Annotated in this window: 13 protein-coding genes; 8 read left to right on the forward strand and 5 right to left on the reverse strand. The window is 46.8% G+C overall.

The window, feature by feature from the left end; genetic code table 11:
* Positions 1-76: 76 nt before the first annotated feature.
* From kdsB to D1136_RS03330, 5 genes are all read right to left on the reverse strand, one after another.
* Positions 77-826, reverse strand: a complete 750-nt coding sequence (gene kdsB, locus D1136_RS03310; RefSeq protein ID WP_161876195.1) for a 3-deoxy-manno-octulosonate cytidylyltransferase — start codon at positions 824-826, stop codon at positions 77-79.
* Positions 827-844: 18 nt separating this feature from the next.
* Positions 845-1,207, reverse strand: coding sequence for a polymer-forming cytoskeletal protein (locus D1136_RS03315; protein WP_161876196.1), 363 nt, complete (start codon positions 1,205-1,207; stop codon positions 845-847).
* Between the two features lie 14 nt (positions 1,208-1,221).
* A complete protein-coding gene (locus D1136_RS03320; RefSeq protein ID WP_161876197.1) occupies positions 1,222-1,572 on the reverse strand; it encodes a polymer-forming cytoskeletal protein in 351 nt (116 codons plus the stop codon).
* Positions 1,573-1,644: 72 nt separating this feature from the next.
* Entirely contained in the window at positions 1,645-4,728 is a 3,084-nt protein-coding gene (locus D1136_RS03325) for a glycoside hydrolase family 2 TIM barrel-domain containing protein (RefSeq protein ID WP_161876198.1), read from the reverse strand.
* A gap of 62 nt (positions 4,729-4,790) precedes the next feature.
* Positions 4,791-6,209, reverse strand: coding sequence for an amidophosphoribosyltransferase (locus D1136_RS03330; RefSeq protein ID WP_161876199.1), 1,419 nt, complete (start codon positions 6,207-6,209; stop codon positions 4,791-4,793).
* Between the two features lie 145 nt (positions 6,210-6,354).
* Here D1136_RS03330 and D1136_RS03335 point away from each other — a divergent pair, with 145 nt between their 5' ends.
* The 8 genes from D1136_RS03335 to D1136_RS03370 all read left to right on the forward strand — a co-directional run bounded on the left by D1136_RS03335 (position 6,355) and on the right by D1136_RS03370 (position 13,279).
* Positions 6,355-8,043, forward strand: a complete 1,689-nt coding sequence (locus tag D1136_RS03335; protein ID WP_161876200.1) for a SulP family inorganic anion transporter — start codon at positions 6,355-6,357, stop codon at positions 8,041-8,043.
* Between the two features lie 18 nt (positions 8,044-8,061).
* A complete protein-coding gene (locus tag D1136_RS03340; RefSeq protein WP_161876201.1) occupies positions 8,062-8,430 on the forward strand; it encodes a YccF domain-containing protein in 369 nt (122 codons plus the stop codon).
* Positions 8,431-8,556: 126 nt separating this feature from the next.
* On the forward strand, positions 8,557-9,504 hold the full coding sequence (locus tag D1136_RS03345) for a calcium/sodium antiporter (RefSeq protein WP_161876202.1): 948 nt from the start codon (positions 8,557-8,559) through the stop codon (positions 9,502-9,504).
* A 32-nt stretch (positions 9,505-9,536) separates the two neighbouring features.
* Entirely contained in the window at positions 9,537-10,127 is a 591-nt protein-coding gene (locus D1136_RS03350) for a LemA family protein (protein ID WP_161876203.1), read from the forward strand.
* An 11-nt stretch (positions 10,128-10,138) separates the two neighbouring features.
* The gene (locus tag D1136_RS03355) at positions 10,139-10,576 is read left to right on the forward strand and encodes a TPM domain-containing protein (RefSeq protein ID WP_161876204.1); all 438 of its coding nucleotides are present in this window, start codon (positions 10,139-10,141) and stop codon (positions 10,574-10,576) included.
* A gap of 18 nt (positions 10,577-10,594) precedes the next feature.
* On the forward strand, positions 10,595-11,359 hold the full coding sequence (locus D1136_RS03360; protein WP_161876205.1) for a YgcG family protein: 765 nt from the start codon (positions 10,595-10,597) through the stop codon (positions 11,357-11,359).
* Positions 11,360-11,393: 34 nt separating this feature from the next.
* Positions 11,394-11,960, forward strand: coding sequence for an RNA polymerase sigma factor (locus D1136_RS03365; protein ID WP_161876206.1), 567 nt, complete (start codon positions 11,394-11,396; stop codon positions 11,958-11,960).
* Between the two features lie 152 nt (positions 11,961-12,112).
* The gene (locus D1136_RS03370; protein ID WP_161876207.1) at positions 12,113-13,279 is read left to right on the forward strand and encodes a FecR family protein; all 1,167 of its coding nucleotides are present in this window, start codon (positions 12,113-12,115) and stop codon (positions 13,277-13,279) included.
* Positions 13,280-13,283: the final 4 nt, after the last annotated feature.

A 13,283-nucleotide genomic window follows, 5' to 3' on the forward strand; every position in this document is an offset into this window, starting at 1 on the left:
ATTATCCCGAATGACAAAAAAACGAGGGCGCCCGATTCATACCGGACGCCCTTATTTCATTCAAACAAAATTCAAATCACAAACAGTAAAACGCATTCGCACGCTCCAAATCTTCCGGAGTATCTATCCCGATAGATTCGTGCTCTGTCAATCTCACGGCTATCGTATATCCGTTTTCCAGCCAACGCAACTGCTCCAGCGATTCCGCCTTTTCCAGTACGCCCTGCGGCAAAGCCGTAATCTCCTTCAACACCTCCGGACGATAAGCATACATCCCGACATGCTTATAAAAACCGGTTGCAGACAACCAACAATCCGGTTCTGTTCCCCGGCAATAAGGAATTGCCGAACGGGAAAAATAAAGGGCTGTCTGCCGCGCAGAACACACGACCTTCACCTTATTAGGGTCAAATACATCCGCACTGCTTTCAAACTGCTTGGCCAGTGTGGCAATCTGAATCCGGGAATCTTCAAAACAAGCAACCAGAGACCTGACCTGCTCCGGCAAAATAAAAGGTTCATCCCCCTGTATATTCACCACAACATCGTAAGACCTTTTATTCCGGGCCACAACGTGCTGGTAAGCTTCAAAACAACGGTCCGTACCGCTTTTATGATTCTCGGAAGTCATTACCGCATGCCCGCCGAACGCTTCCACCCGTTCGAAAATACGGGTATCATCCGTCGCAACAAACACATCCTCCGCAACAGAAGATGCCTTCTCCACCACATGCTGTATCACCGGCCGGCCACCTATTTCTGCCAAAGGCTTCCCCGGGAAACGGGTTGAAGCATAACGAGCCGGAATCAATATCAAAACCCTCATACCCGAACTACGAATAAATCACTCCTTTGCAGGTTCCCGGCTCTCCTTCTTCGACATCTGGCAATTCCCGTTAAATATCACACCCGGCTCAATAGAGACAACACCCGATGCGATATTGCCCATCACCCGGGCCGGAGATTTCAGAGCCACAGCCCCCGAAGCCAGAATATCACCAATCACCACACCCTGCACATCCACATTAGTACAATCTATATTCCCTTCGATCTTCGCCGTACTACCAACCACCAACCGGCCGGAAGTAATAATCTTCCCCTTAATAATCCCATCAATACGAAGATCATTCTTCGTTTTAATATCACCCACAATCATAGTGCCTTCGCACAACAAATTAACGGCATTACCCGGATTCTCTTTGCTCATAATAATCACCTGATTTACTTCGATGTATTCTTTAATTTTAATCCTTTCTCAATCCTTGCACCAGGAGTGATTTCAAGGCAAGCTGTAATCAGTCCGCCTTCAATCAACGCACTCGCCCCCATTACGGCCCGCCGGATAGCACATACATTGCCCGTAATACGACCGTTCACATACAATTCGCTGCAATTCACCTCCCCTTCAATCACACCCGCTTTATTAATCACCACCCGTTTTGCTCCGCACACACTGCCACAAATCACCCCCTCCACACAAATATCTTCTTCCGACTCCATACTCCCGTCAATCCTGGCATCTGCCATAATACGGTTGCCCTCAAAAGGAATATCAAAACGCTCTTGGTCCATAAATTCAAAATTCTTTCCGAAGATATAACAAGAATTTGAAATAAAAAAATCCCTTATTTACAAATCCCTCTCCTACCTCTTCCGGACAGGTGTCAACACCACCCGGAAAGTATAATCATCATAAGGCATCAGATAAGGCTCTAAAGGCCACGCCCCCCAACTGTCAATACACCCAAGCCCCATCTGTTTCAAATCAAAACAAAGCGTGGTCAGATCCCGGGGCTGCAACTCTCCGGAATGACGCTGCTCCTTAGCCCATCCGTCATCTAAATCTTCCTGCAAATAAGGAAGAGCAGAAGCCGAAAAAGGCAAATCCGAACGAATCATCACTCCCCGGCCGTCAATATCGGTCAGCTTCCACCACCGAATATCAGTCTTCGTGCCGGATTCCTGAGGACGGATATAAGGAAAATACTGCTCACTTACCAACTGCCGGTAACGTCCCAGATTTTGACTGAAATTCCGGTCTGCATAATTCTCCACAGGACCCCGGCCATAATAATCAATACGGTCAAAACTTCCTGGCATCACCATCTGCAAACCGAACCGGAACAAATGAGGCATCTTCTCCTTGCTTTTATCCACGGTCAAAGCCTCGCTGATACGAATCTCTCCGGCATAGTTCACTTCATAAACCATCTGCAAACCTGCCGATACTCCCGGTAAATTATAATCTACAGTCACCAGGGCATTATTTCCTTTCTGTTCCACCTTAAATCCCGTTTTCTTCAACTCCGGATTTTTCCATGCAGCAAAACGACTCTGCAAACCCGCTCCCATATCATTATCCGTAGGCGCTCTCCAGAAATTCGGACGCAAGGCATAGCCATACTCCAACATCTCCAACCCATTCATCGTCAACCCCCGGATCCATCCGTTCCGTTTATCAAAGGTCACCTGCGTCTCCGCAGCAGACACAACAACATGTACCAGGTCTTCATACACCTCCACCGGCTGGGATTGTTGTGCAATAGTGGCATCAAAACCGGTATAAGGCTGAATAGCCAGTTGGTCTTCGGCCAAAGTATAACCGGCCGGTACCAACTGTCTGGCCCGTTTCAACTTATAAGCTACATTCAGCAACAACTCCTTGTCTGTCGCCGGCAACTGATAATCCAGCCCCACCTGAGCGGTCTCCTGGGGTGCTACCTTCAAATCACTCACAACCCCTCCCAAGATAGCTTCACCATCTGCCAGCACTTTCCATTCCAAATAATAATCCGACAAATCGGTAAAGAAATTCTCATTATACACATTCACCACCCCCTTCTGTAAATCCACCGGAGTAGTCCAGATAGACTGATACACCTTTTTCACCTCAAACATATGCGGATTCGGTACCCGGTCAGGACTAATCAAGCCGTTACAATTGAAATTATTATCCGAACCGTCATACAGGTTAAAATCTCCGCCATAAGTATAAATCATAGCACCATCCTTCGCATAGCCCCTCAGCCCCTGGTCTACAAAATCCCAGATAAAACCTCCCTGCAATTTCGGATAACGGCGGATCAAATCCCAGTATTCCTTAAATCCTCCCTCGGAATTTCCCATCGCATGGGCATATTCGCACAAAATCACCGGGCGGTCGCCATCCCCCTTCGCAAAATTCTCCATCCACTCCAACCGGGCATACATCGGACAAATAACATCCGTATGGGAAGCACTTCCGGCACGCTCATACTGAACGGCACGGCTCCCGTCCCGCTCCTTAATCCACTTATAGCAAGCCTCAAAATTAGGTCCGTCACCAGCTTCATTGCCAAGCGACCAGAATATAATCGAAGGATGATTTTTAAAAGCCTCCACCATCCGTTGATTCCTTTCCAAATGAGCTTTCGCAAAAGCAGGTTCCTTTGCTAAGGTTCGATCACCATAACCCATCCCGTGAGACTCAATATTAGCCTCACAAATCAAGTAAATACCATACTCATCACAGAGATTATACCACTCCGGATCATTGGGATAATGACAAGTACGGACCGCATTCAGATTATTCTCCTTCAATACCTGTATATCCTGAAGCATCCGTTCACGCGTAACCACATACCCCGTCAGAGGATCCATTTCATGACGGTCAGCCCCCTTAAAAAGTACAGGCTGGCCGTTTACCCAAACCTGTCCCAGGTCCTTTTTCAATTCGATTTTCCGGAAACCAACCCGCTGGGGAATTACTTCCACCACCCTGTTTCCCTGTTTCAGGGTCAGCATCAGGGAATATAAATTCGGGTCTTCTGCACTCCACTTATCCGGATTATTCACTTCAAAAACAGTATGGATATTTCCTTTTCCATCCGGTCTCTCCGTCTTCACTTCCACCACACGTCCCTCTTTATCTTTCAGTTCCAACTCAACCGTTCCCCCGGCCTTGGAAACCTTAGCCACCACGTCCAACCGGCCGTCCCGGTAATCGGCATCCAAATCCGGAGTAATGAAAACATCCTCGATATGCATCGGATGGCGGGCATACAAATAAACCTCGCGGCCAATACCCGACAAACGCCAAAAATCCTGGTCCTCCAGGTAACTTCCGTCACACCAGCGATATATCTGCATGGCAATCAGATTCTTCCCCGGACGCACATACCGCGTTACATCAAACTCCGCAGCCATTTTACTATCCTCACTGTAACCGACAAACTCACCGTTTACCCATACATACAGATTTGAAGTCGCAGAACCCACATGCAGAAACACCTGCTGTCCTTTCCAGTCCGACGGCAACTCCACCGTCTTGCGGTACGAACCCACATGATTATTCTCAGCATCAATATAAGGAGGCTTGGAAACAAATTGATTGGCCCAGGCGTAACCCACGTTTTTATACAACGGATCCCCGTACCCGTTCACTTCCCACAGTCCCGGAACCGGAAAATCCACCCAGCACTGGTCCTCAAATCCCGGCTTATAAAAATGTACCGGTTTCTCCGTCTCATTCCGCACCCAGTTAAACTTCCATAAACCGTTCAGCGACATGAAATTGGAAGCATTCTCCTTACATCCGGATTCAGCAGCATCTCTGCAAGGATAGGCAAAAAAAGCACTCCTCGCCGCTAAACGATTAATCGCGTTCACCTCCGGATCCAGCCATTCTTTGGGGCGCGCAAACGTTGTCATGCATAATAACACACATACACCCAGAACTAATTTCTTCATAACAATATTATTTTAGTGTGAATGATTTACAAAAATACAACTTCCCTACGACACATACCGCCTCATTCCATATAACTGGAATTATCCCAGCAATGCGTACAAAGGTCCTCTTTCGGCAAACCGATAGCAGCCACCAGATCATCCAAACGCTGAAACTGCAAAGAATCCAACTGCAAATGCTGACACATCACCCGAACCATCTCCTTATACTTTTCCGTGTCCGGATCCGAATATGGCTTCAGGATTTCCTCCGTCAACTCCGAAGTTCCCTCCAGATCGCGGATAACCCGGCGGGCAAATAAATCAAACGTAGAACGGGAAGTCGAAAAATTCAAAAAACAACAGGGATAAACCAACGGCGGACAAGCAATGCGGATATGCACTTCTTTCACTCCGCACTCCCTCAGCTTCACTACATTATCTTTCAACTGAGTACCCCGCACAATGGAATCATCCAAAAAAACAATCCGCGCATCCCGGGTAAAGGCTTCATTGGGCAACAACTTCATTTTAGCCACCAAATCACGCATATTCTGATTTTGCGGCATAAAACTGCGGGGCCATGTAGGCGTATATTTCACAAAAGGGCGTTTATAAGGAATCCCTTTGGCATTCGAATAACCAATAGCATGCCCCACTCCCGAATCCGGAATACCGGCAGCAAAATCAGGTGTCAAATCATCCCGGCGGGCCATCGCCGCTCCGCAACGATAACGCGCATCTTCCACATTGATCCCTTCATAATAAGCAGAAGGATAACCGTAATACACCCACAAAAAAGAACAGATCTGCTTACGCCTGCCGGCAGCAATAATCGGAGTAATACCGTCCTTCGAAATACGCACAGCCTCATGCGGTCCCAAATCCCGGACAATAGAATACCCCAGATTAGTAAAAGAAGAGCTCTCACTCGCCACCACATATCCGAACTCATTTTTACCGACAATAATAGGCGTCCGGCCGAATTTATCACGGGCTGCATACACACAACTGTCCGTCAGCACCAAAAAAGAACAGGAACCTTTAACCGTGCGGTATACATTCTCAATTCCCTCCTTAAACGTCTCCCCCTTATTAATCAAAATACTGACAACTTCCGTAGGATTAATCAAAGAGCCGGACATCTCCGCAAAATGAATTTTCTCATCCAGCAACTGGTCCGTAATTTCCTGCAAATTATCAATCCGCCCGACAGTCACCACCGCAAAACGACCCAAATGCGAAGTCACGGTTATCGGCTGCGATTCCATATCACTAATCACCCCGATTCCAAGGTTAGAACCGATAAAACGCTCCAGTTCCGGCTCAAACTTATTCCGGAAATAAGCACTTTCTATACTATGGATGGAACGCACAAACTCATTGCCGTTATAAAACGCCATACCTGCCTTCTTCGTCCCCAGATGTGAATGATAATCGGTGCCATAAAAAACATCAGCAACACATTCCTTGCGCGACACACAGCCAAAAAATCCGCTCATATTAATTTTTACCAATAGATTTAGGCTGACAAAATTATAAAAAAGCACAAAAGGACAAAGCACAAACCCTACAATGTTTCCGAAATATATTTCTCCATTTTAAGATTTTTTATAATTTTGCAGTTCATTTAAATGTGTGCTTACCATGATGCGGATTGACTTTCATCCGGTAATATCGGATACCATCAAAAATTATACGAAAGAAAAATTTCTGGCAGACCTCATGGCCGGAATCATTGTCGGAATCGTAGCCCTGCCTCTGGCCATTGCCTTCGGTATAGCTTCAGGAGTCAGTCCGGAACAAGGTTTAATCACCGCCATCATTGCCGGGTTTCTCATCTCCTTCCTCGGAGGCAGTAGCGTACAGATCGGAGGGCCCACCGGAGCCTTTATCATCATCGTCTACGGAATTATCCAGCAATTCGGAATAGAAGGCTTAGCCATCGCAACGGTAATGGCCGGAATCATGCTCGTGCTGATGGGCGTATTCAAACTCGGTACGATCATCCGGTTTATCCCCTATCCCATTGTAGTCGGATTCACCAGTGGTATCGCACTCACCATTTTTACCACCCAAATCAAAGACCTCTTCGGGCTGACAATGGAAAAAGTACCGGCAGACTTTATCTCCAAATGGATAGCCTATTTCCAGAGCTTCGGCACAACAAACTGGATTGCTTTAGCCGTAGGAGTGGGAAGTGTACTGCTAATCCTGATCACTCCCCGCTTTTCAAAAAAAATACCAGGGTCCCTGATTGCTATTGTTGTCATGACAATTGTCAGCTATTTGCTGCGCCACCATCTGGGAATCAGCGGACTGGAGACTATCGGAGACCGCTTTGAAATCAAAGCCAGCCTGCCTCTGCCCAATAGTTTGAATTTCAACATCGAAACCATCAACCAATTACTTCCGGCAGCCTTTACCATTGCCATTCTGGGAGCCATCGAATCTTTGCTATCTGCTACGGTAGCCGACGGAGTGACCGGTACAAAACACAACTCCAACACCGAATTGATTGCCCAGGGTGCTGCCAACATCGTCGTGCCGTTCTTCGGAGGAATTCCGGCTACGGGTGCCATTGCCAGAACCATGACCAACATCAACAACGGAGGGCGTACTCCCATTGCCGGACTAATTCATGCCGTAGTCCTGCTGCTCATCTTATTGTTTCTCGGCCCTCTTACCAAACACATCCCAATGGCCTGCCTTGCCGGGGTACTCGTCATTGTTTCCTACAATATGAGCGAATGGCGTACTTTTAAATCCCTGATGAAAAACTCCAAATCAGATGTGGCCGTTCTGCTGACCACTTTTCTGTTAACGGTGATTTTCGATCTGACTATCGCCATAGAAATCGGATTACTGCTGGCTCTGGTACTCTTCATGAAACGGGTGAGCGAAGTAACCCGCATTACAGTCTCCAAAGAACAATTAGACCTCTCCCATGAAGGAGAAATCCTCCACGAAGAAGAAAAACTGATTGTTCCTCAGGAAGTCGAGGTATACGAAATCGACGGACCGTTTTTCTTCGGGGTCGCCAACAAGTTTGACGAATGCATGAAAACCATCGGTGATAAGCCCCGGGTCCGGATTATCCGCATGCGCAAAGTTCCCTTTATGGACACCACCGGTCTCCACAATCTCGAAAGCCTTGTCCGGCTTTCTGAAAAAGAAAAAATCAGGATTATCCTCTCCGGCGTCAACGAACGCGTTCACGAAACGCTCCGGAAATCCGGTTTTGCCCGGATGATAGGAGAAGAAAACATCTGCAGTAACATACACGAAGCCCTGAAACGTAGCGAAACACTGGTCAGCCAGCATTCCGCCTCCTGAATTAACTGCCATTAGAATATGAAAATCATCGGAAATATCATCTGGCTCATCTTCGGAGGAATCTTCGTAGCCCTGCAATATTTCATCTCCAGCATAGGACTATTCATCACCATCATCGGCATTCCGTTCGGCCTGCAAACCTTGAAACTGGGTGTATTGGCCCTGTGGCCTTTCGGCAAGGAAATCGTTCATACAGACGCTTCGCACGGTTGCCTCTACACCCTGATGAACATTATCTGGTTCTTCATTGGAGGTGTATGGATTTTTCTTAGCCATATTCTTTGGGGAACCTTATTCTGCATCACCATAATAGGCATTCCGTTCGGATTACAGCATTTCAAACTGGCCGGATTGGCACTGACCCCTTTCGGACATGCGGTAAAATAATCTTCTGCAAAATACAAATCTCCAATCCGGATTCCGGTAACATTCACCGACAAAACAAATCACAGAGAAAACAACAAAACCTTTCAGGTTTCCTCAACGTTTTATCTGAAATAAAATTTTACAGCAATGTGGTTAAACATCCTCTTTCTGAGTGCCGGACTGGTGATTCTGATTTATGGAGCCAATTTTCTGGTGGACGGCGGGGCAGCCCTCGCACACCGTCTGAAAGTATCTTCTATCATCATCGGACTCACGGTAGTCGCTTTCGGCACTTCCACCCCTGAATTGGTCGTGAATATCGTCTCCTCAGCCCAGGGCAGCTCAGCGTTGGCACTGGGAAACGTTTTAGGCAGCAACATCTTCAACCTGCTGGCCATCATCGGAATCACAGCCCTCATTACACCCCTCGGAGTAAAAAAAACAACCACCTGGGTCGAAATTCCCTTGGCCGTATTCGCAGCCATCCTGATTCTTCTCCTGGTCAACGGCGAACCGGCCGGAACAATCACCCGGGTAGAAGGTATTTGCCTACTCGCCTTCTTCGTACTATTCCTGACCTATACTTTAGTTCTGGCTAAATACGGAACAGTAAACGAACAAGAAGATTTCACCATAAAAAACTATTCCACAGCGAAATCTGTTTTATTTATCCTGCTGGGACTCGCCGGATTAACAGGAGGAGGACGACTGCTGGTAACAGGAGCCGTCAACATCGCCCAATCCATGGGTATAACAGAAAGAATCATCGGTCTGACCGTCGTTTCCATCGGCACTTCCCTCCCCGAATTAGCCACTTCAATCGTAGCAGCCCGCAAAAAAAATGCAGACATAGCTATCGGCAATGTCGTCGGTTCCAACCTGTTCAACACATTCCTCATCCTGGGAACGTCAGCCACCATCACACCCCTGCAGGCCACAACTGAAAGCAATGTAGACCTGCTCGTGAATGCCCTCGCATCCCTTTTGCTTTTCCTGTTCATTTTCACCGGGAAAGGCCGGAAAATCAACCGGTGGGAAGGAGCTATATTCGTTTGCCTATACACACTCTATCTCTTTTTCATATTAATTCATTAAATTTGCACATATCAAAAATAAATTTTTAGAAAATGAAAAAAGGTTACATTGTTCTCATCGCTATTGCTGTTATCATCCTCAGCATCTTTTTCTGGTTCAAAAACACCTACAACAGCATGGTAGCCAGCCGTGAAAACGTAACGGCTCAATGGTCCAACGTAGAAAATCAATACCAACGCCGACTCGATTTAATTCCCAACCTCGTCAATACCGTAAAAGGCTACGCTGCCCACGAAGAAAATACCCTGACTGACGTAGTCAATGCCCGGGCCAAAGCCACTCAAATGCAAATCAACATCAATCAGCTTGACGAAACCACAATGAAAAAACTAAACCAGGCACAGGGTGAGTTATCATCAGCACTCTCACGCCTGATGGCTATTTCCGAGAACTACCCCAACCTGAAAGCCAACCAAAACTTTCTGGACTTACAGGCTCAACTGGAAGGTACCGAAAACCGGATTGCCGTAGAAAGACGGAAATTCAACGAAACGGCCCGCCAATACAACGCTTCCATCCAGCAATTCCCACGGAACATACTCGCCGGCATGTTCGGATTCACCGCCAAGCCCTATTTCGAGGCAAATGCCGGTGCCGAAAATGCCCCGAAAGTTGAATTTTAACCGGCACATTCATGAAAGCATCGGACTTCTTTACCTCCCAGCAAAAAGCCTCTATGACGGCAGCCATCCAACAAGCCGAGAAAAATACATCCGGAGAAATCCGGATTCACATAGAAAACCATACTTCCATGGATGTGCTCGACCGGGCTGCCCAGGTATTTGCTGAACTAAAAATGCACAAAACACTCCTTCGCAACGGTATACTTATCTATATCGCTTTACAAGACCACCGACTGGCCATCCTGGGAGATGCCGGCATCCATAGCAAAGTACCGGAAAACTACTGGAACGACATCAAAAACCAAATGGTAGGACAATTCAAAACCGGACAAATTTGCGAAGGCATTTGTGAAGCCGTTCTCGCCGTAGGACAGCAGCTAAAACACTTTTTTCCATATTCTACGGATGACGTAAACGAACTGTCCGACGAAATATCTTTTAAAGACTAAAACCGAAGTACCCGACCCATGAAAAAACTGATTTTCTTTACCTTGCTGCTCATCACATCTCTGGCTGCCCGGACACAGGACTTTCCTACCCCTATGCACCCCCGACGGATAGTCAATGACTTTACGGGCACGTTCACCCCCCAGCAAACTGCAGCCCTGGAAAAGAAACTCAGAAACTTCAACGACACTTCTTCCACCCAGATTGCCGTAGTAACAGTCCCCTCTCTCTATGGCTACGCTCCCAACGACTACGCCCAGCAATTGGCCGAAAAATGGGGCATTGGCCAAAAAGGAAAAGATAACGGAATACTCGTACTCCTTAAACCCAAAAAAAACAACGAAAACGGACAGGTTGCCATTGCTGTCGGCTACGGGCTCGAAGGTGTGATTCCGGATGCCATAGCTTCACGCATCATCCGCAATGAAATGCTTCCGGCTTTCCGCCAGAACGACTATTATACTGGTATCAACAAAGCCACAGACATCCTAATGCAACTCAGTGCAGGAGAATTTACTGCCGACCAGTACGCAAAAAAAAATAATAATGATACAGGACGCTGGATATTCCTGCCCTTCCTTGTCGTATTCCTCGTCCCTCTGATGTTACGGAAAAAAAGAAGATTTGACTCCAACGACCGTCATCAGAGCGGAGGAACCGGATTTCCTCCCATCTTTTTCGGAGGAGGAGGAAGCGGATTTGGCTCATTCAGCAGCGGCAGCGGCTCCTTCGGAGGATTCGGAGGAGGCAGTTTCGGAGGAGGAGGAGCCAGTGGTAGCTGGTAATTCCATACACACACATCTACCAGGCAACTCAAAAATGGACCAGGAAATACCATTCTTAAAATCCTTACAACATAAAGAGGAAAAAGCCTATCGTTTCCTCTACCTGAATTACTACGTCCCGCTGGTACTCTTCGCCCGTAAATACGTTACAGATGAAGAAATCGCAAAAGACCTGGTACAGGACTTCTTCATATCCATGCTCCAACAAGAAGTAACCTTCAAAAACCTCGTTGCCCTTAAAGTATACCTCTACAATGGTGTTAAAAACAAAGCCCTGAACCACCTGCGTCACCAGGAAATACAAGCCCAATACGAAACCCGGACCCTCGAATCCGGGGATGAATCCGAAGAATTCTGGGACCGGGTAATAGAAGAAGACCTCTACGCCCGATTACTGACTTCCATAGAAAAGCTCCCCACACAATACAGGCGGGTCATGCAACTCACCCTGCAAGGCTTCAAAATAGCTGAAATAGCCGAAATAATGGGTATATCCGTCGAAACCGCCAAAGAATACAAAAAAACAGGCAAAAAACGACTCTCCGAAAAATTAAGGGGAAACAGCTTTTACCCCCTATTTATTGGTATTCTCTTCTCATAATACCTGATAAAAGGGATTGAACTTCTTTCACTTTTATTATAAATTTGTGGAAAAATTCAGAAAATTTTAACACCCATCCCCCCTTTTTCGGGTAAAAGGTGTTTAAATAATAAAGAAAGCTTAAAACTTTCCAAAACCATTTTATCGTAACTATGCCAGAAAATAACCATTTCAAAATATCGGAAATTATTTCAAGACACCTCGGAGGAGATATTTCACCTTGGGAAAAAGAAGTTCTGGACTCCTGGCTATCAGAATCCGCCAATCACCGCGAACTCTTCGCAAAATGGACGAATCAGCATACACTCACCGAAAAAAAGAACGCTTACGAACGGATTAAAATAGAGCCCGCCTGGGAAAAATTCAACGCTATCCGGCAAAAAGTAGTCCGCCGGAAACGGCAAATCCGGAGACTGCGCCTCTCCAGATATGCAGCCATACTCCTGTTTCCTTTGACCGTATCATGGTTCATTTGGCAGGAAAACCGGACAATCCATCCCCCGGTTAGCAATCCTCCAATACAGGCAGGACAACCACAAGCCCGGCTAACCCTGTCCAATGGCCGGCAATTCATATTAGACAACCAAAACCGGCAAATAGAAGACGGAGACAACACCATCCCCGCCGACTCCGGAAAAATAAACTACACATTAGCCAAAATCCCTTCCCGGAACCGGGAAATCTATCACACACTGGATATTCCCCGGGGCGGCGAATATTCCATCACACTGGAAGACGGGACAAAAGTATGGCTGAACGCCGAAAGCCGGTTAAAATTTCCGGTAGAATTCTGCGGAGAAACCAGAGAAGTATACCTCACCGGAGAAGCATTTTTCAAAGTAACCTCCGATACATCCCATCCATTTATTGTCATCACCGACCAGGCCAGAATCACCGTCTTAGGCACCTCCTTCAATGTCAGCTCTTATCCGGACGACCAGACAATGCACACAACCCTCGAAGAAGGGAAAGTTCAGGTAAAAGCCATCCGCAGCGGAGAAAGCATGCAAATGCAGGCCGGAGAACAGATACGCCTGGAAAAAAACGGCAAAATGAGCAAAGAAAAAACAGACGTCACACATTACACCTCCTGGAAATCAGGACGGTTTGTATTCAAAGACATGCCCCTGGATAAACTTCTCCGCCAGTTAGCCCGATGGTATGACGTAGAGATTCATTTCCAAAAAGAAAAACGAAAACAAATCACCTTCACCGGCGATTTGAAAAAATACGAGAACCTGAATGAAATTCTCGAAATCATTGAACTCACCAGCGAAGCACAGTTCATGACAGAAGGCAGAAAAATTACAGTATATTGATGAC

The sequence above is a fragment of the Odoribacter sp. Z80 genome (assembly GCF_009935865.1).
Lineage (GTDB): Bacteria > Bacteroidota > Bacteroidia > Bacteroidales > Marinifilaceae > Odoribacter.